This window comes from Autumnicola musiva (assembly GCF_031846585.1).
Lineage (GTDB): Bacteria > Bacteroidota > Bacteroidia > Flavobacteriales > Flavobacteriaceae > Autumnicola > Autumnicola musiva.
Genome location: NZ_JAVRHK010000024.1, coordinates 1 through 22,520 on the forward strand (window position 1 = coordinate 1; position 22,520 = coordinate 22,520).

The 22,520-nt window shown below is 37.0% G+C and carries 20 protein-coding genes and 1 riboswitch; of the genes, 12 read left to right on the forward strand and 8 right to left on the reverse strand.

Annotation, left to right across the window (positions count from 1 at the left end; translation table 11 throughout):
* Positions 1 to 117: 117 nt before the first annotated feature.
* The 4 genes from RM539_RS18220 to RM539_RS18235 form a co-directional block, all read right to left on the reverse strand.
* Positions 118 to 1,014, reverse strand: a complete 897-nt coding sequence (locus RM539_RS18220; protein WP_311504855.1) for a helix-turn-helix domain-containing protein — start codon at positions 1,012 to 1,014, stop codon at positions 118 to 120.
* A gap of 161 nt (positions 1,015 to 1,175) precedes the next feature.
* Positions 1,176 to 2,162: an MBL fold metallo-hydrolase gene (locus tag RM539_RS18225; protein ID WP_311504856.1), complete on the reverse strand. Its 987-nt coding sequence runs from the start codon at positions 2,160 to 2,162 to the stop codon at positions 1,176 to 1,178.
* Positions 2,163 to 2,174: 12 nt separating this feature from the next.
* Positions 2,175 to 3,140, reverse strand: a complete 966-nt coding sequence (locus tag RM539_RS18230; RefSeq protein ID WP_311504857.1) for an SDR family NAD(P)-dependent oxidoreductase — start codon at positions 3,138 to 3,140, stop codon at positions 2,175 to 2,177.
* A 13-nt stretch (positions 3,141 to 3,153) separates the two neighbouring features.
* Positions 3,154 to 4,428, reverse strand: coding sequence for a M24 family metallopeptidase (locus RM539_RS18235; protein ID WP_311504858.1), 1,275 nt, complete (start codon positions 4,426 to 4,428; stop codon positions 3,154 to 3,156).
* A 1,054-nt stretch (positions 4,429 to 5,482) separates the two neighbouring features.
* On the opposite strand from RM539_RS18235, the gene RM539_RS18240 reads away from it, so the two are divergent.
* The 6 genes from RM539_RS18240 (at position 5,483) to RM539_RS18265 (ending at position 9,103) form a co-directional block, all read left to right on the forward strand.
* Entirely contained in the window at positions 5,483 to 6,025 is a 543-nt protein-coding gene (locus RM539_RS18240; protein ID WP_311504859.1) for a Riean_0653 family protein, read from the forward strand.
* Positions 6,026 to 6,228: 203 nt separating this feature from the next.
* A complete protein-coding gene (locus RM539_RS18245; protein WP_311504860.1) occupies positions 6,229 to 6,792 on the forward strand; it encodes a hypothetical protein in 564 nt (187 codons plus the stop codon).
* Positions 6,793 to 6,898: 106 nt separating this feature from the next.
* On the forward strand, positions 6,899 to 7,381 hold the full coding sequence (locus tag RM539_RS18250) for a lipase family protein (protein ID WP_311504861.1): 483 nt from the start codon (positions 6,899 to 6,901) through the stop codon (positions 7,379 to 7,381).
* Positions 7,329 to 7,928 (forward strand): hypothetical protein, encoded by a 600-nt coding sequence (locus RM539_RS18255; protein ID WP_311504862.1) that lies wholly within the window; start codon positions 7,329 to 7,331, stop codon positions 7,926 to 7,928. The genes RM539_RS18250 and RM539_RS18255 overlap by 53 nt, the downstream gene beginning before the upstream one ends.
* Before the next feature lie 69 nt (positions 7,929 to 7,997).
* Complete coding sequence (locus RM539_RS18260; protein ID WP_311504863.1) at positions 7,998 to 8,438, forward strand: hypothetical protein; 441 nt, start codon at positions 7,998 to 8,000, stop codon at positions 8,436 to 8,438.
* A gap of 20 nt (positions 8,439 to 8,458) precedes the next feature.
* Positions 8,459 to 9,103: a T9SS type A sorting domain-containing protein gene (locus tag RM539_RS18265; RefSeq protein ID WP_311504864.1), complete on the forward strand. Its 645-nt coding sequence runs from the start codon at positions 8,459 to 8,461 to the stop codon at positions 9,101 to 9,103.
* 876 nt (positions 9,104 to 9,979) lie between these two features.
* Here RM539_RS18265 and RM539_RS18270 read toward each other — a convergent pair.
* The 4 genes from RM539_RS18270 to RM539_RS18285 form a co-directional block, all read right to left on the reverse strand.
* On the reverse strand, positions 9,980 to 11,350 hold the full coding sequence (locus RM539_RS18270) for a hypothetical protein (RefSeq protein ID WP_311504865.1): 1,371 nt from the start codon (positions 11,348 to 11,350) through the stop codon (positions 9,980 to 9,982).
* Between the two features lie 24 nt (positions 11,351 to 11,374).
* Entirely contained in the window at positions 11,375 to 12,541 is a 1,167-nt protein-coding gene (locus tag RM539_RS18275) for a YncE family protein (RefSeq protein ID WP_311504866.1), read from the reverse strand.
* Between the two features lie 9 nt (positions 12,542 to 12,550).
* Positions 12,551 to 14,557 (reverse strand): TonB-dependent receptor plug domain-containing protein, encoded by a 2,007-nt coding sequence (locus RM539_RS18280; RefSeq protein WP_311504867.1) that lies wholly within the window; start codon positions 14,555 to 14,557, stop codon positions 12,551 to 12,553.
* Positions 14,558 to 14,656: 99 nt separating this feature from the next.
* Positions 14,657 to 14,845: riboswitch (cobalamin riboswitch) on the reverse strand.
* An 889-nt stretch (positions 14,846 to 15,734) separates the two neighbouring features.
* Positions 15,735 to 16,022 (reverse strand): hypothetical protein, encoded by a 288-nt coding sequence (locus RM539_RS18285; protein ID WP_311504868.1) that lies wholly within the window; start codon positions 16,020 to 16,022, stop codon positions 15,735 to 15,737.
* Between the two features lie 406 nt (positions 16,023 to 16,428).
* On the opposite strand from RM539_RS18285, the gene RM539_RS18290 reads away from it, so the two are divergent.
* From RM539_RS18290 to RM539_RS18315, 6 genes are all read left to right on the forward strand, one after another.
* Positions 16,429 to 16,755, forward strand: a complete 327-nt coding sequence (locus RM539_RS18290; protein WP_311504869.1) for a hypothetical protein — start codon at positions 16,429 to 16,431, stop codon at positions 16,753 to 16,755.
* 248 nt (positions 16,756 to 17,003) lie between these two features.
* Positions 17,004 to 17,933 carry a DUF4625 domain-containing protein gene (locus RM539_RS18295; protein WP_311504870.1) on the forward strand — a complete coding sequence of 310 codons (930 nt, stop codon included), beginning with the start codon at positions 17,004 to 17,006 and terminating at the stop codon, positions 17,931 to 17,933.
* Positions 17,934 to 17,956: 23 nt separating this feature from the next.
* Entirely contained in the window at positions 17,957 to 18,892 is a 936-nt protein-coding gene (locus tag RM539_RS18300) for a DUF4625 domain-containing protein (RefSeq protein WP_311504871.1), read from the forward strand.
* 35 nt (positions 18,893 to 18,927) lie between these two features.
* Positions 18,928 to 19,662: an ABC transporter ATP-binding protein gene (locus RM539_RS18305; RefSeq protein WP_311504872.1), complete on the forward strand. Its 735-nt coding sequence runs from the start codon at positions 18,928 to 18,930 to the stop codon at positions 19,660 to 19,662.
* 2 nt (positions 19,663 to 19,664) lie between these two features.
* Positions 19,665 to 21,086 carry an ABC transporter permease gene (locus tag RM539_RS18310; RefSeq protein WP_311504873.1) on the forward strand — a complete coding sequence of 474 codons (1,422 nt, stop codon included), beginning with the start codon at positions 19,665 to 19,667 and terminating at the stop codon, positions 21,084 to 21,086.
* Between the two features lie 2 nt (positions 21,087 to 21,088).
* Entirely contained in the window at positions 21,089 to 22,471 is a 1,383-nt protein-coding gene (locus RM539_RS18315; RefSeq protein WP_311504874.1) for an ABC transporter permease, read from the forward strand.
* The last annotated feature ends 49 nt before the right edge of the window (positions 22,472 to 22,520 follow it).

Genomic DNA, 22,520 nt, shown 5'->3' on the forward strand with positions numbered 1-22,520 from the left:
AACTATGGACTTGGAGTCCATAGTGGTTCATTTCTGATGAAATTAGATTCTTAATCTAAAAGAAAATTATCGTATAAATAAAAATAGAAGTACCCCTAGGGCAAAAGTAAATTTTGCTTAATTAAATCTTGCCCGAAACTTTAATGGACTTAGTTTTGTTTTTGCTTTAAACAATTTGTTGAAACTTTGCGAATGCTCAAAACCCAGTTGGTAAGCAATTTCACTAATGGGGAGTTCACTCGTCGAGAGTTTTTCTTTTGCCTTTTCAATCAGTTTTACGTGAATGAGTTGTTGGGTAGAAAGACCAGTCAAATTTTTTAGCAAACCTCTTAGATAACTTTTAGAAACATTCAGCTTTTCAGAGATAAACTGTACGCTTGGTAAGCCTTTTGATGTTAAATCTTCTTGGTTAAAATAATCATTCAGTAAAAATTCGAGTTGATCCAAAATTTGACAATTACTTCTCTCCCTTGTTAAAAATTGTCGGTTATAAAATCTTTCGGAATAACTCAAAAGGCTTTCAATTTGTGTAATTATAATCTGCTTGCTAAATTTATCGATGTTAGATTGGTATTCTGTTTTGATATTGTTAATAATTCCTCCTAAAATATTTTCTTCTTTTTCTGATAAGAACAATGCTTCATTTACCGCATAATCAAAAAAGTCATATTTACTAATTGTATTCACCAATGATGTTCCCCAAATAAGGTCGGGGTGAATGAGCAAAGTCCATCCTGTTATATTATCTTCAGAGTTGGGTTGTCCTGTCAAAATCTGATTAGGAGCTACAAACATCATCAAGCCATCATTAAAATCAAAGCTTTGTTGTCCATAAAAAAGATTATTTTGACAACCTTTTTTAAGTGCAATGCTATAAAAATCAAACATAACCCTGTCCATAGTTGGAGTTTCAAGAGTTTCAAAATTAATTACGCTTATAAGCGGATGTTCAGGTTGTGGTAAACCCAAAAATTGGTGCATTTCACTAATAGTCTTTATTTTTAGAGGCTTCATGATGATAAATTAAAATTATTTTTGAATCATTTATTTTTTACGGAGGAAATACCCCTAGACTTACTTAAATATAATATTATATACAATTTAAAAATTTTCTTTCGTGCTTGGTAATTTACTCCGAATATTATTGTATTTTCTTAGTTTAGATCCCTATAAACTTACAGCATAATTTTCCCTCCAATTCTCATCCATTGAATTTGCTCAAGTTCTTTCGAATGCTTTTCCTTTAAAATCTGTTCGGGATAGAAAATAGGTTCTTGGCTTAAATCAAAAGTGCCATAATGCATAGGTATCCATTGTTTCGCTTTCAAATCTTTAAATGCTTTTAATGCAGCTGTTGGACCAGTATGGGCCGAACTCATAAACCATTGTGGTTCATATGCTCCTACGCCTATCATCGCAGTGTCAATGTTATATTCATTGCCAATCTCCGAAAAATGGTTTTGATAGCCACTATCACTGGCAAAGTAAATATTCTTGCCCGAAACTTTATCTTGTATCATAAAAGAACCCCAAAGGTTGATATTGGTATCTGTAAACCAACGTCTCGACCAATGGTGGCTCGGCAAATAGTCAATATCAATTTTTTCAGAAGTTTGAAAACGTTGATACCACCCGGCTTCTTGTACTCGATTTTTAATGCCCCACCTTCTCAAAAGTTTACCGATTTCCAATCCCGTTAAGATAATAGCTTGTGGGTTGTATTTACATACCTGAATGATGCTTTTTTTATCGATATGGTCTCGATGATTATGAGATAAAAGAAGGTAATCGACATTGTTTAAATCAGGAATATCAAAAGGGACTTTCGTGTATCGTTTCAAAAATTTGTTATGAGCTATAACTGGGTCAATCAACAAGCGAATTCTATTTAAATCTATGATGAAAGAAGCATGTCCAAGTGGGATTATAGCGTTTTGAATTTTGTCCGAGATATTTTCAATGGTTTGCCAACTTAATGGAGATTGTTGCCCTTTTTTTAGTTTTGAAAGTGAGCTGGGATTTCGCAACATACGCAACGCATCCTTGAATCCCTTGATGTCATCTCCATGAATGTTTGTAAATAAACCTTTATCATTTAGTTTATTTCCAGTCCATCCGGTTTTCACAAAAGATAAATCTGGATTGTGTTTTTTGAAAGCCATTGATATATTCTTCTAAAGATTTAGAAAGGTCTCATCAGATTTAATATGAATCAGTTTTTGGGTATCCTCCCATAGTTTTGCTGCTCTTATTTTATCGTACGATAGCTTTGAGGAAGGTCTTTCATTCAATTGTCCATTATTGGTTTGAAAATATTTTCCAGAACGATTGTCAAACGCAGAATCTACAGCCACTTTAGCCAAGGATTCTCCTGAAAAATCAGCGGAACTTGTTGTAATGCCATTCCTTTTCATAACCCATCGCATGAATGAGGTCTCTGCAAGCCATGCAACGAGCTTTGGCATATTTCGTAAAAATCCTGTACCTGGAGTTGCCCCGGGATCGAATGCAATAGCAGCTATCGGAATATTGGCTTTCTTTAATTTGCGATCCAACTCATAGATATATTGTATCATATCTAATTTTGAGGTGGAATACATTTTCCCTAATGATATGGGTTTTGCACCATTCTTTCCTGTATTCGCTAATTCTACCGCTGTTGCAGTATCTGCAACCCCCATCATTTTTCCATCAGCGGTGTCAGGATCATGTGTGCCACTCGAAGTAAATACAATTCGCCCCTTTTTAGCAATCCGATCCATCAGCAATTCAACCAATAAAACATGCCCTAAGTAATTGGTAGCATAGGTGGTTTCATATCCATCTTGGGTATAAGTTACCTCTCCATTTAAACGGACACCTGCATTGCAAATAATTCCACTTAAAGCGTCAATCTCCCCCCTGTCGAGCATTTTCTTACATTCGGTAACGCCTGCTCTTACCGATGCAAAAGAAGAAGTGTCCACTTTAATTAAATGAACTTTCACATTATGGTCCTTCTCTAATTCTTGTGCAAAGGATTGCATTTTATCAGGATTTCTCCCTGCCAATATCAGGTTGCATTGGTACTTGGATGCCAATAGTTTGGAGCAGTAAACCCCCAGTCCACTGTGACCTCCGGTAATTAGTATTGTAGACATAATATAAATGTTTTTATTTTCGGAATAAATTTCCGGTTGATGGGTTTAATTCGACTGCACCATTTTCATCTATGAGTATAGTTCCTCCTACTGTTACTAGATTTCGGCCAAAAGCACAACTGGGCTCAAAAACGAAACTCATCCCCGGTAAAAGTTCCATATCGGGCATTAACGTTGGGACTTCGTGGATATCAGGATACTTTTCCATCTCCGGTATTTGAATGTAATTTTCTGGTATTCGCCCTATATGTATGGCTGGATTTATGCCATGTATCTGAGGACCACGTACCCAACCACCGGCATCTTCCAACGGGGCCAATAAAGCTTCGGCAACTTCGCCAAACTTTGTCTCAGGCTTTATGATCTTTAATCCTTTTTCATAACAATCCCTAGCTACATTTGCTGCCCGCTCTCTTTCTTCATCTACATCACCAATAGCAAGTGCAAATTGATGTTGTGTACTACGGTCTCCATAGTTACAAAATACTTCTGCCGCTATATAATCATTTTCTTCTAATATTCGTGGAGGAGTAGGTCGGTAGGCCCAAGACGGAGGTCCAAAACGTAAATTATTTTTTCCGGAACACATGTGCATCCAAGGTATTACCGTTCCCCTGGATAGAGCCGCTGCCATTCCTGCAGCATATACTTCTGCTTCCGATATTCCGGGCTTGGCAATTTCAAACATTGCTTGTACCATAGTTTCACCTATATTCGCCGCATGCTTTAATACATTAATTTCTTCTTCGCTCTGTATCATCAATAATTGAGCAAACTCAAAACCTATTGATTGAAATTTAGAATTAGGAAGTTTTGATTTAATATTTGCCCAATAATTATAACCGACAAAACCTTCAGGCTGCCAAGGAATAGCTGGTTCAAGACCTATAACCCCAATTTCACTTTTAGTTAAACCAAGATCTTTAATTGCTTGAACTACAGCATTGGAATCGCGTCCAATACGGATGTTTTTTGCGGGAATCCATGCGTCTTCTCCAACTTCCATATGATCCAGGACAAACATTGGCGCAGGTAAAAGATTAATTGGAGTTCCTTCTTTAGGCAATAATACTGTTGATCCTGGACGAGAGTTAGTGAACCAAACATCATAAGAATAGCTAGCAGGACCAGCATCTTCATGTTCTCCAACTATCAGCATGGCTTCCAATCCATTTTGCTCCATAAATTGTCGTGCGAGATCCCATCTGCGATTGCGTTCCTTTAAAGAATAAATTGGAGCTTTTTGCAATTGACTATTTTCTATATTCGAATTAAATTTTTTATCCATTTTTTTGAAGTTTTATTAATAAATGATTCATTTGATTGAAAATGACCTTAAAAACACGTCATTTTTCTTAATACAAAGTTGACTCAACCTTATAAAACATATGTAGTCAAAACGACTTTTATAGTAGTCAAAAGTTATTTTTGGAATAAGTGTCACTTTTCTAAAGGATATTTATACAGTAGAAATTCATAAAACATACAATCTTGAATCTCGACATATAAAAGCTTTGTTATTTATGAAAGAAACTGGGAGAATTAATAATAAAGAGTACCAAGAACTTTTTGGAATAATCAAAAAAGGTAAATCTATTATATTCTCCAAAGGGATAATAAAGATGCAATTGTCCTACAAGAATATGTGAACATTTTGTAAATAAATGATTTAAGCTTTTTTAAGCGGCCAGTATATCGACCAGAAGTTTTAAATCCTCTATTAATTGGTTCCAATTCTGTACCATAGGGGTCACTAAAAACTCAAAAGTCTTGTAATCCCTATTATTACAAGGCTTTTGAGTTTCCATGTATAAATAATTAATATTAATTCACCCTGTATTTTATTCTTTTACAGCTATTTATAGGTTCGTATCCCATTAGGATGAGACTATATATTTGACATCATTGCGACAGCCATTTCTCTGGGAAAAATCATATTTATGAAGAATACATTTTTATAAATGTCAAGGAATAAATTCGGTGGTGGAGATTGTTTTGAAACAGGCTCCTAGCAAAATTTTCTCCGTATTTTATAGAAAGGGTTTTTATTTAACATTTTCATAACAATTTAAGAAGTACATTTATTTCTATATAAAAAAATATATAAAACCTTTAATTAAGGTATTTTAAATGATACTTTAAAAAAGTAAGATACAGATAGCCCACCTTCCTTCTGCCAAATCTTTTTCTGATATCCAACCGTTGTGGATTAGCAAGATTAAGTAAAACACTATTGACTGCCCTACCATACCCAATAATTTTTTCGAGTATTTTAATTATTAAGAATTTCTGTTTAAAGTAAATTCTTAATAAGAATCCTAACATTTAAAAATTAAAAAATAATGAAAATCCTATATTTAATATTAATCGTAAGCCTTGGAATAAGTACATCGTGCAACAATGATGATGACCAGCCCCGAAAACCTATTGATCAATTACCAGCTGCTACCCAATCCGGAGAACAGACTTTTGGCTGTTTAATTAATGGGGAGGTCTTTATTCCTGATAATTTCGGAAGGGGAAGACCAAACGCGTTTTATCAATTTGTGAATGGCGCATATACTTTGGGTATTCATGCTTCAAATAAAAGTGGAGAAGAACTTTTATCGGTTGGTCTGGGAGCTTTACATGTAGAACCAGTTCAAGAAACACAATATATTTTAAATTCAGAGGCATCAGGAAATTTTTATGGGATCTATCTTTTAGGTGGTGGTTTAACATTAGATACGACAACTACAAATAATAGTCCTGGAACCATAAATATTACAAATTTCGATCCTGAAAACTTTATCATCTCCGGTACCTTTGAATTCACCGTATTTGACAACGAGGGCAATGAAATTAAAATTACCGATGGACGCTTTGATATGCTGTATACCAATTAACTAACCACAACTAATTAATCATGAAAAAAAATTACTTTCTAGTATTGCTCTTCCTTATTTATTATGGAGGAATATTAGCCCAAACCGTGAACACCACTGTGGCGAGCCAAATGAACACTATTTTTGGTCCGCTGGAAAAGACAGGATTCCTAATAACATTCTGTTAGATTATGGTATCGAATTTATCGACATCAGTAAATACGATGGTATATTACGTACTGATAAGTGCCCGTACCGCTTTGGGGGTACCAGGCCTGGAACCGCCTCTACAAGAAGAAGCAGAATGGCAATCTTTACAAAGCCAGAAAAATAACAAGATACCTAACACTGCTTCCATGGTTTTGAGCGGACTTTATTATAATTATTCCCAAATAAGAAGCGATGCCTTGTCCAACAATAAGATAAAAGTGATCAATGGTACATATGATGATTCCTATATAAATGGGATTTGGCAAAACCCGTATGAAACAAAACTGGCTTTTGCCATTACCGCTCCAATACAGGAAGTAAATCAGCCCAATGTATCAGTTTCCCTGCCTCCCACCTTATGGCACACGAATCAAGAGTCCTCTATAAATACAATTCAAATTGACTTCGGAAATGGTACTGGTTATAAAAATCTTAATAATAATGCAGTAGCCACCACTTTCTACAATGCTGCCGGGGTCTATACTTGGACATACCGCCTGCAAATTTCCAGTGGTCAATATAAATACTGCAGACAAAAAATAAAAGTCACAGTACCTCCCGCAACAAAAAACTACTAATGCAAATTGTTCTGATATCCCGATTTCTATTACTGCAAGCAATTCTTATTTAGGAATAGCCGGTAAAGCTACTATACAAATCTCTTATGGAAATAGCGATTGTAAATTGAGGAAACCTCTAATTGTAGCTGAAGGGCTAGATACGGGTTTGTTGGGAGCGTCTGGAACTATAGGAGATTCGGATATAACTGATTTTCTTACATCGATAAGATTATCGGGAAGCAATGAACTTCGTGATCTAATCACAAACAATACCTCAATAGACTATGATGTAGTTTATGTAAACTGGGACAATGGAACGGATTACCTGCAACGTAATGCCTACGTTTTGGAAGAAGTTATTAAATGGGTAAACCAAGAAAAAACAGCGAATGGAAGCACGACGCCAAACGTGGTACTGGGCCAAAGTATGGGCGGTGTCATTGCCCGTTATGCTCTAAGAGATATGGAGAACAGGAATAAACCTCATAATACCAGTTTATATATTAGCCATGATGCTCCACCAGGGAGCACATGTTCCTTTAGGATTGCTTTATATGGCTCGCCACGTGGTGGACCAGTTTATAAGTACTCCTGTTGGGAATATTAATATTCCTGTCAACGGTTCTAATGTCGGTTTGGGAGCTGCAACCGATTTATTAGATGCTCCTGCCGTAAAACAAATGTTGATCAACTATGTGAATGGTAATTTTAAAGTGGATCCTTCGGTACACGATGCATGGCAAAACGAATTAAAACTAATGGGCTATCCTCAACAAACCCGAAATATTGCCTTAAGCAATGGGATTCATTGTGCGTCACCTCAGGAAGTTAGTGCTGGTCAACGTTTGTTGACCATAGATGCTTACGGTAGGACAACCTTTTTGGCAGATTTAGTTTTATCGATTACCGGTCTTGGAGGTATAAGCGCTACTTTAGCTACAATTTTATTAGATGAACCGGGATTGTTACTTGGAATTCTGCCCGGACGAAGTAAATTTGAAATAGATTTTTTGGCAAATGGATTTCCGGCTAGCGGAACTTCCGAAATCTATTATGGAAGAATCCGTTATACTAAAACTTTGCTTTGGCTAATTAATATTAATGTGAATTTAACATCACGAACTTATGATTCGCCTCCGGGAGTACTGCATTGAGATAGCTATCCGGGTGGAAAAAATCCTTCTTTTGGAGAAATCGACATCAGTCAATTTAAAGGAAATGCTTTGGCAAAATATGGTTATAGCGTAGATTTTGAACCAGATTTCAATTTCATACCTGTCACCAGTGCTCTTGATGTGGGGGAAAATAAGGTGAGCCTGATAGGAGCAGATTACCTGAAAATTTACACATCTGCCAATCCACCAACAGGCTCTAAGGCTATTCCTTTTGTAAATTTTACGACCTCATTTAGTACATCTAGTGTAAATGAGCCGCATATTTCATTTAATCCAAAAAATGGTGACTGGCTTGCTGAAGAAATAGATGCAGATTCAGTAACCGAGATTTTTGATTGCTCATATGTTTGCAGCAATATAGAAATTTCAGGAGCTTCAACAATTTGTAGCGGGTCAAGCACCTATTCCTTTCCCTTCTCGAATGTTACTTGGTCGATTTCCAGCTCCACACTTGCATCTATTGTACCAAATGGAAAAAAGTTACAGTAACAAAAAAAGGCAATGGTACAGTGACATTAAAGGCCTCTATTCCAGTTTCTGACTGCGGTCCTGCAATGACTTTTTCTAAAACTATAACCTTAGGATCTACCGTAAGAGTAATTCTCCAATCTAATGTAAATAGTACCGAAGCAAAAGCCAATATAACCGGACAAGGTATTAATACCACGCCCACCTATACCGTTTTATCCAGTTCTGGAACATCAACATTAAGAATGGTCAATAATAACGATGGTAGTTACACGCTTTGGGGACAAGGTAGTACCAATACATGGTCAAAACGGGTAAGGATTACTATTAAATCCAGTTGCGGAACGGAAACAAAAGATATTACCTTAACACCGCCGGCTCCAGGAGGTGGGGGAGGTTGTGACTACACCCTTCAATCAATTAACGTAGATACTTATGCTTTACTTCCGCCTCCAGATTGCGGCTCTAGTTTACAAACAATGGCAATAATATCTACTTCAAATTCATTAACTCCAGAAAATAATGTATCCAATACATTTTATATACAAGTTTATGACATGAATGGTATTGTTGTACTTGAAACTGATGAACAAATTATCAATTTAGAAAACCTTGAAAGAGGAATTTATATTATTAAAGCATACTGGAACGACATTGAGATGACTAAGAAAGTAGCTAAACTTTAAAATCTGATTTTCCAGATTCAAATAGGGAGGTTATTTTAAATACAACCTCCTTATTTTTTTATCAATACGTAGCTGCAAACTGTTATCAATTAAATAGATCGCTCAGTAATTAATGCAGAATGCCGGTAACTTGAGAATATATCAAAAGAACCACTATTCATGATTTACAGAACTGACAGGTAAAAAGTGCATTTTAAGAAAAGAAAATAACTTATAAGGGAACTACATATATTTTCCGCTCCAAAATAGCAATATAGTCATAAAAGGGCCAAAGGGAGGCTCCAATATGAGGACATAAATTCACAAAAAGCATAGCATAGTACTTATTTAATCTGTGATTTAAAAGATCCCATTAGTGATCAAGTAGCCATAATATTCGCCAAAAGCTTTAGATCTTCTATTAATTGGTTCGAGTTTTGTACCGTAAGGGTCACTACAATAACAAAAGCCTTCAAAGTCATTGATTTTGAAGGCTTTTTTGGTTCGATCTATGAAAATTGAAGTTAGAGTAAATAATAAATTATTGATTTATAGCAGTTTAACGGTTCGAGTGCCAAAGCGTTATTTCTGCGGTTAAAGTTAAATATTCTGTGCTTATACCTTTAACTATTTTTGCGAGTTATAAAGTCAAAGAAGAACCGGGTTTCTTAATCCTAATTCTGGTGGCCTATATTCTTTATACAATTATCGCAGATCTAGTACTCAATATGACCGCTTATAATGGAATTTTGTTCACCCTCAACTGAAAGGAGGATTTATGATAATTTCGTTATCATCATCCTTACTACATCCTATAATGCTCATTGCCATAACAAGGATCAGTATTCTGCTAAAAAAGTAAATATTACATTTCATAAATATTCTTTTTGTAAATTATTATTCTAGCAAGCTTAGATCAGCGATACTGCTAACTTCTGTTGATAATTCTCCCAACCAGCCCATATTAGCCTGGATTCCGGTTTGGATTTTTATAAAATCGATTCCGCTTAAATTAACCGGGTTGCCTTCTTCATCAATTGCATCTGCTAAATCTATTTTGTCTCCGCCTGAGGTGTTATCTGCATAACCATATTCAAAAGGCTTGCTGGTTATAAAAGAAGGGTTGCTCATATCAATATTATCGTCGGGTAACAAGGTTCCTGAGATTGTGTAAGAATCCTCTGTAATCCATTCTGGGTAATATGGCTGTTGGTGAAAAGTATTCGTGGCTACAACCCCGGTATTTCCCAGGTTATCTTCCCATGGAATATCCTCTGTTGCTGTATCTGGTCTAAAATAGGTTACTTCATAATCCCTCAGAGTACTTTCCTTACTATGCGCACTACCTTTTATCTCGTACCACGTATCATCTGGTAATCCGTTGGCATTATCATCTTGCATCACATAGATAACACCCGGTTCTGCGGAGGTAGGTAAGGCATTTCCATTAACTATAATATCGTTCTCGCCTTCCCGGTTTAGAACAGTATGGTCAAAAGCAAAGCTTATGGAACCACCCCAGGCACCAAGGCTTACCAGACCGCTACCTCCAACAACACCCTGGGCGCTTTCTAAATTCCCCGGATTTTTATTGATAAACTGCCCAGGAGCAGGATTGAATTCCAGGAGTTCGCTAACATAGGCGATGCTGGTTTCGGTAATAGGCCTAATTTTGGCCGCCACGTTTATCTGGTATTCATAAGAAAATGTACTAGTGGCATTAGAGGCTTCGTAAGTAAGGATATAATTTCCGGAGTTTTGGGGTTCAAAAATGTAGTGATCTTCTTCGCTTACAAGGCTATCGCCCACTGACCATACTTCTGTATAAACAGCTTCATTTTGGTTTACGGTGCCAAATTGTAAACTATCGCCTACCTCCAAGTTAATGTCCTGTTCTTCAACGGTCATTGAAACATCTACTGGTTTTGGCGCTACGTTTATTTGGTACACATAATTAAAAACACCGGAAGCGTTATAAGCATTGAAAATAAGTAGATGTTCTCCTGTAGTCTCGGCATTAAAAGTGTAATTAGCAGTAGAGGATACAAGGCTATCTTCCAGCAACCATTCCTGTTCAAAAGGAGTGTTGTTCTCGGTGCCGGCCTGCAGTTGCAGCGTATCCCCAATGGTAAGCTGTAGTTCCCGCTCAGGTGGATTCATGGTAAGTTGGGGCTTGTCAATTTCAATTTCATCGTCTTTAGAGCAAGAGGTAATTAGCAACATAAGGCAAAAAGCGATAAGAATCCTGGCCAGGTAATTTTTTTTCATGGTTTTCATTTTTAGGTTATTATTTTAGTGTTTAAATGTAATATATGCGGGTATATCTCCGGTTTGTACTTTCCATTTCAGTTCTCCATTGGAAAAACAATAAAGGTTCCCGGGGGTAACATAATCTTTTGCATCAGTTATAAAGACTTCATCGGTTTCGGGATGAATGGCGATTCCGTAGGGCATTTCTATTTGTTCGCGAAACTCTTCATTTATAAAACTATCCTCTAGAAAGGTTTCAGTTTGGGTATCCAGCATCGTATAGGTTATGTTATAATCTCCGGTGATATAGCTAAACTCTGTGCTGTACATATAAGCAATATCATTATGTATGGTAAGATCGGTCACGCCTACATCAAAAGTTTCTTTCACTTCCTCGGTTTGTGTATCTATTACAAATAGCCTTGATGGTATTTCGTAATAATCTCCCCTTGAGGTCACATAAAGATCTCCCTGGCTATCTATCTTTAACCGGTGAAGGTTAATGGCCACTTCAATGCGCCTGGTTTCTGTAAAATCCTGTAGATCTATAACCGAGATGGTAGATTCGTAATCCGGAGGGCTATATCCCCCGGAATTGGCCACATAGATCTTATCGTTATAGGCTACAAGTTCTTCAGGTTGCCTTCCCACTTCAACCCGTCGGGTGATTTCCAAACTGGTGGTATCTATCTCGGCCACCATACCGTTTTGGGCATTGGGATCTCCAATATTGCCCAGATAAGTGCTTAAGTAAGCTTTTCCTCTATAGAAAGTGATATACCGGCAGTTATCGATATCAATTTGTTTTAGGCGTACCCCCGTATCTGCATCGAGTACTTCCACTTTATTAGAAGCATTCACAACCACATACAGTTTAGAACCATAGATGCCAATATCGTTACCCACATCTCCCAGACCGCCTACCAGGTTTGGGTTTGCCTGGCTAAAGACATTCCTTCTGTATTCCCCGGTTTCAAAATCCATGTAATCAAGAGAGGCTTTGTTCATAGACATATTGCCCTCGTTGAGCAAATAGAAACCTCTTACAGCATCATCTGATTCAACAGGTTCATCATCATCATCATCATCTGGGTCTGTTGGATTCGTCGGTATCTCGGGGTTTTGTACATCCTCTTCAATATCAATGTCATCAGTCTGGCACGAATAGAGGGTAAAGCCTAATGCTAATAATAAACAGAGTTTTTTCATGTTATTTTATTAAAATTCATAATTAAGGTTTGCCCGAAACGACCGGCCGGGCATCGGAAAATTTCTTACTACCGCATACTGTTGATCTAAAACATTGTTTATTTCCAGACCCAGTTTTAGCGGGTTGTCTAAAAAATTAAAAATATAACTGGAAGATATATCATGGGTGTACCAGGGTTTCAAATAGTTCGAAGGGATATTAGCCTTTTGACTGTAACGTTCTCCCGTATAAATAAAGCTGTAATTAACATCTAATGTTTTATAAGAAGCCATTACGCTTAGGCTGCCACTATGTGTGGGGATGTAAGGAATTTGTTGCCCAAAGCTGTTCCCACCCGGGGTTACATCTAGAGATTCCTGAAAGGTATAGGTGAGTAATACCGTATAATTAAGTTCTTTGGAAAGATTTCCCGAGTTTTTAACCGTAGTTTCCAGTCCGATGGTCTCTACTTCTCCAAGATTTAGCATCGTCCATCTAAATAAATTGGTACCGGGAACGGCCACTATCATATCTGTGACCCAAATTTTATAGATATCGCTGGTGACATGAAGGAAAGTATTTCCCCATTTTTTCTGCCAGGAAAAACCTAAATTAACCTGGTCTGAATATTCTGGAGATAAAAAAGTATTGCCCACAAAGGTGTAATACAAATCGTTGAAAGTGGGCATTCTAAAAATGTTCTTGTAAAAGCCTCGTATTCTTAACTCTGGAGATGCGAAAGGCTGTAAATTAAACAATAGGCTTGGTGAATATTCCTGAAAATCTTCTGCAGCTTCATAATACCGTACCGATTCGTATATACCTGTGCTTAGAAGGCTTGCCTGCATTGTAAACCGGTTAAAGTTAAGGTTTGTGGCCAGGGCGTTTAGCAAAGTATTTCTTTTAGGGTAAGCAAAACGGTACAAATTGGCTTGCATGGTGTTTTGCTGAAAATCTGTAGCCAGGCTTAAGCTCCAGAAAGGTTTTATCTTATAGGTATTTACAAGGGAAAGATAATATTCCTGTTGGTCGTATTTATTATCCAGAAGCCCGGTAGTAGTGGTAATTTCCGGGTCCAGGTAACGAGAGAAATTCTCGCCTATTTTGCCCCGGACTTTAATCGCATATTTTTCTCCAAACTCATGCTTATAATCGGCCTGAAGAAAATTACTGCGGTCCCATAACCTTTGCGGTCGCCTAAACCTATTGGCAACAATTGCCCCTGGAAGTCCCCTTTCAGAACTATAATGGTAATATTTTACTTGCCAGGAATTATTTTTTGTATGGTTTCCGTGAACAGATGCTTCCAGGAGGTAGGAGGTGATATCTGCATTGTTTCTTACGGCCGTGGTATCATAGACCCCGTTGGAGTACAAGAATTTATACCTTCCGTGAGCTTTAACCATTTCTGAACTTAACCTCACCGCAATGGCGTCACTAATTTTATAATCTACATTCAAGGAAGGATTAAAAAGCCCGAAAGAACCCGACTTTACTCCTGCCTTAAAATTATAAGCTTTGCCCTCATTAAATTTTGGAGTTTTTGTTTTTAAATAGATGGTATTGGCTGAAGCATAAGATTTTGCTGATTGGTGTATTTCACTACGTTGCCCTTGATATAAGCTTACTTTTTCCATATTCTCTAGCGAGAATTTTCCGAGATCCACCTGGCCATTCTGTGCATTTCCCAATTGTATGCCATCATAGAAAACCCCGGTATGCTGCGAACCCATGCTGCGTACATTAACCGTTTTAATACCGCCAATGCCGCCGTAGTCTTTCAATTGAATACCACTAAAATAACTCAGGGCATCTGCTACATTTATACTATTGAGTTTTTGTAGTTTTTCACCCGAGATTGCCTGTACCGGCGCGGGAGAATTATGAGTTTCTTTAAGATTTTTACGGTGGTTTAGCAAGACTTCTTCAAGCACTATTGGGGATATGCTATCCCGCTCCTGCGCCAGGAGTAATAGTGGACTCAAAAAAAGTCCTGTAAATAATAGTATACCAATGCAAATTGAATTCTTCCTCATTAGGTTATTTTACATTCGAGGAAGAATAAGGAAGACAAACCACTTCCTTTAATGAAAGGGTTCATATTACGAATCCAAGCTTCAATCCCCGAAAGCTTTATTGAATTACTAAAAATGGCAGGTATTCTGACTTGCTTTATCCACCCGGCCTTCCCCTCTAATTAGAAAGTGACCATATATGGGCTTCATTTAAAAAGCTTACAGCTGCGGGACAGTTCTGGATTTTCACCAGATTCCCTTTTTAATGTCCGGCGAAAAATCCGGACAACCATTTTTTAATGAGCCGCAAATTTAGTTATTGTTTTTAGAAAGTTTTAAAGTTTATTAATAAAATTTAGAGTAGTGGTAAAATTGTGTTTCTTTAAATTTTATGCCAAGCCATGATGGTTAGAATCAAAAGATCGTAGATATGTTAAAAGTTGAATTTTAAGCGGAATTGATTTCTAGACCATCAGGCAAATAGTATTTTTGCAGCGTGAAATACTTATTTCCCATTACTCGCCTTTTTTATTGTGCTTCGGCCTTTTTCGCTTTATGGGGAGTATGTTTTAAACTACGAATATATTTCAGAAGTATTATGTATCAATAAAGATAAGCCAAAGTTAGATTGCAATGGTAAATGCTACCTGATGCAATCTTTGGCGGAAGCTTCAGATGATACTGGTGATGCTACGGAAATTCCATCAAAAAAATTAGATTTTTAACTATTGTATTTTACCGAAAATATTGCTTCGGACAATTTATTAAACATTGAGTTTAAAAGCCGACTTCATATCGATGCTTATTGCAACGAAGCATACCAATTTCTTTCGCCGGGACAACTGTTTAACCAAACTTTTGGCACATAAAAACTGGCGTATTTAATTACTTCTGGATTAAGAATCAAATTTTTTCTTTTTAAAAAATAAAAATTTGATTAACCATATAATTCCTAGTATTAATAAGATGGTCAAAATAGTTTGCCATATAAATAGATTAATCTCCATAATAAAGTATTTATTAGTGTTATCTTAAAAGTTAATTGCAATTTGGAACTAAGGTATGTTCCGCAGGATCACCATATATAGTTCCTATGCCTTCAAAAAATAAGTTATAATTATAAATCCCATAAGCAGTTGCATAACCGCAATGATTTTCACTGTATTTATAAGTATAACTAACTCCTAAAGTCCATCCTTCAAAAAGCTCCGCCTATTACTTCTGTAAAATTACAACTACCAGCACCTACATAAACCTGAAATATTAAATTTGCATATCCGGTATCAGCTGCACTAATCTCAATAATCCCCCCATTGCAGAGGTGATTGGGTTGAGGCATAGTTGTTTGTTTTTGCATTCCGATTTGATCTTTATGCGGTTTGTTTTTAATTTTATTAATAAAATCCCGATATTCTTCTTCTGAATTTATAATGATCGCATTGGACTCTGAGATAGTTGAATGAACCACTATGGACTTCAAGTCCATAGTGGTTCATTTTGAAAGCTTTTTTGGTTCGAAATATGAAAAATGAAATTAGTGTAAATATTAAATTATTGAAGTGTAGTAGTTTAGTGTTTCGAATACCAAGAGGTTAATAAGCCAATTTATAATAATAATCCGAGGTTATTGGTTCGAATCAAGTCCCCAGTTAATAACAATGACAATACTTCAAAGAACTAGGAACTTTTTTTTGAAACCTTGACGACATTTTTAAAGTCAAATTTTAAGTGCTATCTCAATTGAAAGAAGATTTCACACATTTTCAGCGATAATTCAGGGAGATATCATAAATCATTTTGTTATATATTTCCAATGAGAACTTCTTAGATTATATACAATTTATGAATAGAAATGGAGTTTTATATGAACCAGTTTATTAGATTTGTGACCTGTGGAAAAGTTGAGAACAAAAATATGCTTACTACTGGGAGGTATTATCCTTTCTGCCTGTATTTTACCTGCGTTGCATTCGCTTTCCCACGAAACATCTTTTGGCGATACGGATATAAGTTCGGTTCATTTTTCCGATATGGATGCCAAAGCAGATTGTGATTTTTGTTCCTTTCACCTCACTACTTCCGATTTCCCTGAATTCTATTCTTATACATTATACACTCCCCTAAAGGAAGAGATTTACAGAGTTTCCCTTGAAGACAAAGTAAATCCTTTTCCATTTCGATTATTTCAGCTTCGGGCACCCCCGGCATTAATTGGGTAAATTCTCTTTTACAAAGTTTAGAGTTTCTTTCTGATTATATCTAATTAGGATTCCACTTTTTATTAGAAGATGCCTTATAGGCTCAAGGAAACTCTTCCAAGACTATTCATACTAGTTTTAGGAGCTGATCCTTATCAGAAATTCTACCCATTCCAAGAAAACAATACCAATTGGGTTTATTCCAAAACTCTTGAATTACCCTACTTGACAATTAAAATTTATAAATCCTTAATAATTATACTAAAATCATGAAAATAAGAATTTTTTACGTACTCGCATTTATTAGTTTTTTGTCATTCACATCCTGTAGTAATGATGATGACCAAAACATAGAACCGGCAGAGGCTACACTGACCAATATTGAGATTGGATTAAATAACAATGAAAGAGGAATTATAGGCAGGGACTTTCACCTCAACGCAGATATCGTGGCCGGGGAACGAATTGATATGGTGAGTGTAGATATTCTTCCTCGCGAGCATGAAGAGTATGCTGGAGACTGGTCCTTTAACATCTCTTGGGATGAATACAGCGGCCTGCGCAACACCACCGTTCACAAACATTTTGATATTCCTGATGACGCTGTGGAAGGTGTATATGACTTTATAATCACCGTATCTGACGAGAATGGCAGTATTTCAGAAGAAGTGAGGACAATTACCATCTTTTTACCAGAAAATCTTCCTGTAGATCCAGATTTGACAACCTTCAATTTATCTCTAAATGGTAATTTCATTTATAGAAATGGAGAATTTACTGAAAACGAAACGAGTCTTAAAGTGAATGATACTATTTCGTCCCAGGCAGATATTAGTAGTGGTAAGGGAGATGGTAAAATGTACTTAATATTAATTAATGCATCACTCGATCATCGTCCTGAAACTATTGATGCAATTGACTTCTCCAAAGTCATTGTATACGATTATTATGAACATAGCAATTGGACAGATACAGAAACCTTTTCTAATTTTGTTTTTGATTTGGATTCTTTTGAGATTGTAAGAGATGTCCCGCAAATGGTTATTGGTGCTGAAAGTGATAATGCTCCAGAACCAAATCCTATAGAAGGGGAAAAGCAATGGGAAACAGGTACTTATTACTTTGGGCTTGTATATGAAAATACAACTTATAATGTTGGTTTATTTCATTACATCGAGATTGAAATCAGTGGCTTTTAATAAGCATAATTTTCATAACAACTATGAAAACAAGATTTTTTTTCCTACTGGCAATTATTGGCTTTTTATCATTTACCTCCTGTAACAGCGATGATGATAAGGTTGAAGAACTGGACAGGCCCAGCCTTAGCAACGTAGAAGTAGGATCTGGCAATAATGGGCAGGGAACTATAGGAAGGGACTTTCACCTAAATGCCGATATTGTTGCTGGGGAAAGAATTGACTTGGTAACGGTAGATATTCTTCCTCTAGAAGGGGAGGATTATACAGAAGACTGGTCTTTCAACATTTCCTGGGATGAATTTAAAGGCCTTCGCAATACCACGGTCCACAAACATTTTGATATTCCCGAAGACGCTCCCGAAGGAAATTTTAATTTTATAATCACTGTGACCGATGAGAACGGAACCATATTGGAAGAGGTATATGACCTACAACTTATAGATGCTTCCAATCTACCGGTCGATCCCTATCTATATACCTGGGATTTCTTTGCTAAAGGGGGAAGCTATTATTTTGTCAATGAGCTACTCGAGAATCCTGAAGATGTAACATTTGCTAAGCAGGATACAATTACCTCATCTGTGAGTATTAACAGTGTAAAAGGTGATGGTGAGATGTACATGTTCTTAGTAAAAAAATCTGCCAACCATCTTCCGGAAACCATTGAAGGTATCGATTTATCAAAAGTAATTGTATATGACGTTAAAAGCCATGAGAACGAAGAAGATGTTTTTTCCTTTAGTAATAGAGATGTAGATGAGGACGGTTATTATACCAGTGAAGCGCCAGAACTTATAATTGGTTCTGAGCTTGATAACAATAATCCTGAGCCTAATCCTATAGATGGTGAAAAAGAATGGGAAAACGTTGAGTATTATCTAGGTGTAGTTTACACCAATACTACTTATGATATTAGCGTTTACCATTATGTTGAGTTGGAAATCAGTGGCTTTTAAGCCTTATGTTCTTTAAAAACTATAAACGAACAAGTATGCAAATCTTAAAAAACAATTCTTCTCAGGTAGTTATAGAAGCAAAAAACCTTAGAAAGGAATATCAGGGTAAACTAGCACTTAAGGGATTGAACCTCGAAATAGGACCTGGGGAAATATTTTGCCTCTTGGGGCAAAATGGAGCGGGCAAGTCTACCACCATCAACCTGTTTCTGGGTTTTATTAAACCTACTTCAGGAGCAGCCTATATCAATGGATTGGAAGTAGCTTCCAATGTCACCAGAATAAAGGAGAGCCTTGCCTACATTCCGGAGAATGTAATGCTCTACCCTAATCTTACCGGAATTGAAAACCTGTCCTTGTTCAGCAGTCTGGCTGGATTTAAATATTCTGATAAGGAATTAAGGCAGTATCTTGAAAATGCCGGGTTACCTGCAGAGGCTGCACCACGAAGAGTAAGCGGTTATTCCAAAGGAATGCGACAAAAAGTGGGAATTGCAATTGCCGTGGCCAAACATGCTAAAGTGCTATTGCTGGATGAGCCGACTTCGGGACTCGATCCTAAAGCCAGCAATGAATTTTCTGAATTATTGCTAAACCTAAGCAATACCGGAACTGCCATTTTTATGGCTACCCATGATATTTTTCGCTCTAAAGCCGTTGGAACAAGAGTAGGGATTATGCGGGAAGGCGAATTAGTAGAAGTGTTACCGGCATCCGATCTCGAAGCCAATGAACTCGAAAAAGTTTATTTAAATCATATGCATTTATAAAAATGGTAAGAGACATCGCTAAAAAAGAATTTTTAAGCACCCTGCGCGATAGCCGTTTTATAGCATTAAGCATTTTGGTATTGCTTTTATTGCTGGCTGCAACTTTAGTGGGACTTTACAGCTACCAAAAACAGCAGGAAGAACGGGAAGTAGCGCAACAAACGGTGAACGATCAATTTGCAAATTCCACAGAAAGGCATCCGCATCGTATGGCACATTATGGCTCCTATGCTTTCCGACCAAGATCACCTCTTAGTTTCTTGGATTTCGGGCTGGATTCCTATACGGGATCTTCGGTATATATGGAAGCACACAGGCAGAATAGTGCTAATTTTAGTCAGGCGCAGCAATCATCTTCGCTCATCCGTTTTGGGGAAATGACTGTTGCTTTTGTGCTGCAAATGCTAATCCCGTTACTAATAATATTCTTGTGTTTTGGCGCGTTTACGCAGGAGAAAGAAACAGGTACTTTGAAACTATTGCTTAGCCAGGGAATTTCAATGAGGAAACTTGCCTGGGCAAAGATCAAAGGATACAGCAAAATTGTGGCTCTAGTGGTAGCACCGGCTTTGATACTGGTGAGCGTAATATTGTTCGCACAGGGAAATTTTGAAGTAAATGGAGATATTCTACTGAGATTCTTCTTGTTCATCCTGACTTACTTATTCTATTTTTTCATTTTTATTGTAATTTCTGTAGTTGTTTCAGCATTAAACGAGCGTTCCAGTACATCTCTGGTAACCTTATTGGGAACCTGGATTTTGTGCTGTATTATTATTCCTAAAGCATCAGCCAATCTTGGATCAAATTTATATACCACACCTACAAAAGCCGAAATGGACGCCGAAGTGCACCAAGAAGTGGCTAAAGGGATCGATGGCCACAATTCCAAAGATGAACGTGCAGAGACACTTAAACAGGAACTTTTTAAACAATATGGCGTTAATTCCCTGGAAGAGCTTCCTGTAAACTTTGATGGGATCGTTATGGCAGCCGGAGAAAAACATAGCAGCAAAGTATATGAAGAGCATTTTGATGAACTCACGGAAACTTTTGAAAACCAAAACCGTATTTCTGAATATGCAGGTTTTTTTAATCCTTATCTGGCAGTACGCAATCTCTCTATGGGAATCTCAGGTTCAGATTTTAACCATTATATCCATTTTCTAAAGGAAGCGGAAGAGTACCGATACAATCAATCCCAGAAACTGAATTACATTCAGGCAACACAATTAGGTTACGGGGATAAAGAAACACGGCTTAGCAGCGATACCTGGAAGGAATTTCAAGCATTTAGCTACGAAACGCCACCAGCACGATGGGCTCTACAAAATCATTTAGTTTCTATAGCTGCACTTTTTGTATGGCTCATAGCTGTAATTGTTATAGGAAATAAATTAATAGATAAAACAAAAGTTGCCTAACAATGAATCAATTTTCGACACTTTTAAAATATGAATGGCTGAATTTTAAGGCAGACAAAGGTTTACTCATTCTCACTTCCCTTGCACTTTTGGCAGGCTTATACGGAATTTATTATGGCACTTCTGAAATAGAAAGGCAGCAAGAAAATATCGCTCAGTTGGAGATTATCGCCCAGGAGAATATTGAAGAAATGAAGGATAAATACCCTGGAGATGCCGATGCAGGTGATCTGGGTTACTATCATTATACTTTTGCCATAAATGAACCTGATTCCTGGGCCGGACTCTCACTGGGACAACGCGATCTAAATCCATACTACCTGAAACTGCGTCTTTTAAATTTGCAATCTCAAATTTATGATACCGATAATATTAATCCATTAAAAATATTATCGGGTAATTTTGACCTTGCTTTTGTGTTTGTGTATTTATTTCCATTATTAATTATAGGCTTGTGTTTCAATATTCTTTCTATAGAGAAAGAACAGGGGACCCTGCCCTTGCTATTGTCACAACCTATTGGTCTTCCTATAATTGTAGGTGCAAAACTGGTGTTCAGGATCATCATAGTATTTACCCTTGCACTGTTTTTGTCGATAGTAGCTATGTGGTGGGCACAGGTAGTACCGGATATTCGTATAGTGATATGGATTGCCGCAATTTGTATGAATTGCTTGTTCTGGTTTGGTGTAACATTTCTTGTGGCAGCTTTGCAAAAGAATTCTGCTTTTAATTCCGTGGTTTTACTTGGAATATGGTTAGGACTTACCATTATTATTCCTAGTTTACTGAATATATATGTGGCAGTGAAGCAACCTGTGCCACAGGCGCTGGACCTTACCATTAAACAGCGGGAAGAGGTGCATGGAGGCTGGGATAAACCCAAGAAGGAAACGATGGAACGATTTTTTATTCACCATCCCGAATGGCAGCATACTGCCCCTATAGAGGGTAGGTTTGACTGGCGATGGTATTATGCTTTTCAGCATTTAGGAGATGTGGCGGTGGAAGATCTTGCCATAGATTATCAGGAAAGTCTTCGAAAGCGTCACAAGCTCGCTAATCAATTAGATTTTTTATCGATTCCTGTAAACGTTCAAACGACGCTAAATGCTATAGCGGCATCAGATCTACCTTCGCACTTGAATTTTATCAGAAGTGCCACACAGCATCACGATGCTATTCGAGCGTTTTATTATCCATTTTTATTCAATCAAATTCCTTTTACTCATGCCGAATATCAGGATGAACCAGAACATAGCTTTATGAGCACTCCCGATTTTACTACAGCAAATAAAGGACTCGTTAAATTATTTATAAGCACGCTTCTGGTTTTTATTGCTGGATTTCTGATTTTTAAATTAAAAGGGGCATCCGTAAAATAATAAATTTTAGAGGTATCAGGGTAGTCCAATCCTAGGATAGCAGTCCTAT

Bases quoted from the DNA above. Each gene is read 5' to 3' on its own strand.
- RM539_RS18220 (WP_311504855.1), bottom strand. From the start codon at position 1,014: ATGAAGCCTCTAAAAATAAAGACTATTAGTGAAATGCACCAATTTTTG.
- RM539_RS18225 (WP_311504856.1), bottom strand. From the start codon at position 2,162: ATGGCTTTCAAAAAACACAATCCAGATTTATCTTTTGTGAAAACCGGA.
- RM539_RS18230 (WP_311504857.1), bottom strand. From the start codon at position 3,140: ATGTCTACAATACTAATTACCGGAGGTCACAGTGGACTGGGGGTTTAC.
- RM539_RS18235 (WP_311504858.1), bottom strand. From the start codon at position 4,428: ATGGATAAAAAATTTAATTCGAATATAGAAAATAGTCAATTGCAAAAA.
- RM539_RS18240 (WP_311504859.1), top strand. From the start codon at position 5,483: ATGAAAATCCTATATTTAATATTAATCGTAAGCCTTGGAATAAGTACA.
- RM539_RS18245 (WP_311504860.1), top strand. From the start codon at position 6,229: ATGGTATATTACGTACTGATAAGTGCCCGTACCGCTTTGGGGGTACCA.
- RM539_RS18255 (WP_311504862.1), top strand. From the start codon at position 7,329: ATGGCTCGCCACGTGGTGGACCAGTTTATAAGTACTCCTGTTGGGAAT.
- RM539_RS18270 (WP_311504865.1), bottom strand. From the start codon at position 11,350: ATGAAAAAAAATTACCTGGCCAGGATTCTTATCGCTTTTTGCCTTATG.
- RM539_RS18275 (WP_311504866.1), bottom strand. From the start codon at position 12,541: ATGAAAAAACTCTGTTTATTATTAGCATTAGGCTTTACCCTCTATTCG.
- RM539_RS18280 (WP_311504867.1), bottom strand. From the start codon at position 14,557: ATGAGGAAGAATTCAATTTGCATTGGTATACTATTATTTACAGGACTT.
- RM539_RS18285 (WP_311504868.1), bottom strand. From the start codon at position 16,022: ATGGACTTGAAGTCCATAGTGGTTCATTCAACTATCTCAGAGTCCAAT.
- RM539_RS18295 (WP_311504870.1), top strand. From the start codon at position 17,004: ATGAAAATAAGAATTTTTTACGTACTCGCATTTATTAGTTTTTTGTCA.
- RM539_RS18300 (WP_311504871.1), top strand. From the start codon at position 17,957: ATGAAAACAAGATTTTTTTTCCTACTGGCAATTATTGGCTTTTTATCA.
- RM539_RS18305 (WP_311504872.1), top strand. From the start codon at position 18,928: ATGCAAATCTTAAAAAACAATTCTTCTCAGGTAGTTATAGAAGCAAAA.
- RM539_RS18310 (WP_311504873.1), top strand. From the start codon at position 19,665: ATGGTAAGAGACATCGCTAAAAAAGAATTTTTAAGCACCCTGCGCGAT.
- RM539_RS18315 (WP_311504874.1), top strand. From the start codon at position 21,089: ATGAATCAATTTTCGACACTTTTAAAATATGAATGGCTGAATTTTAAG.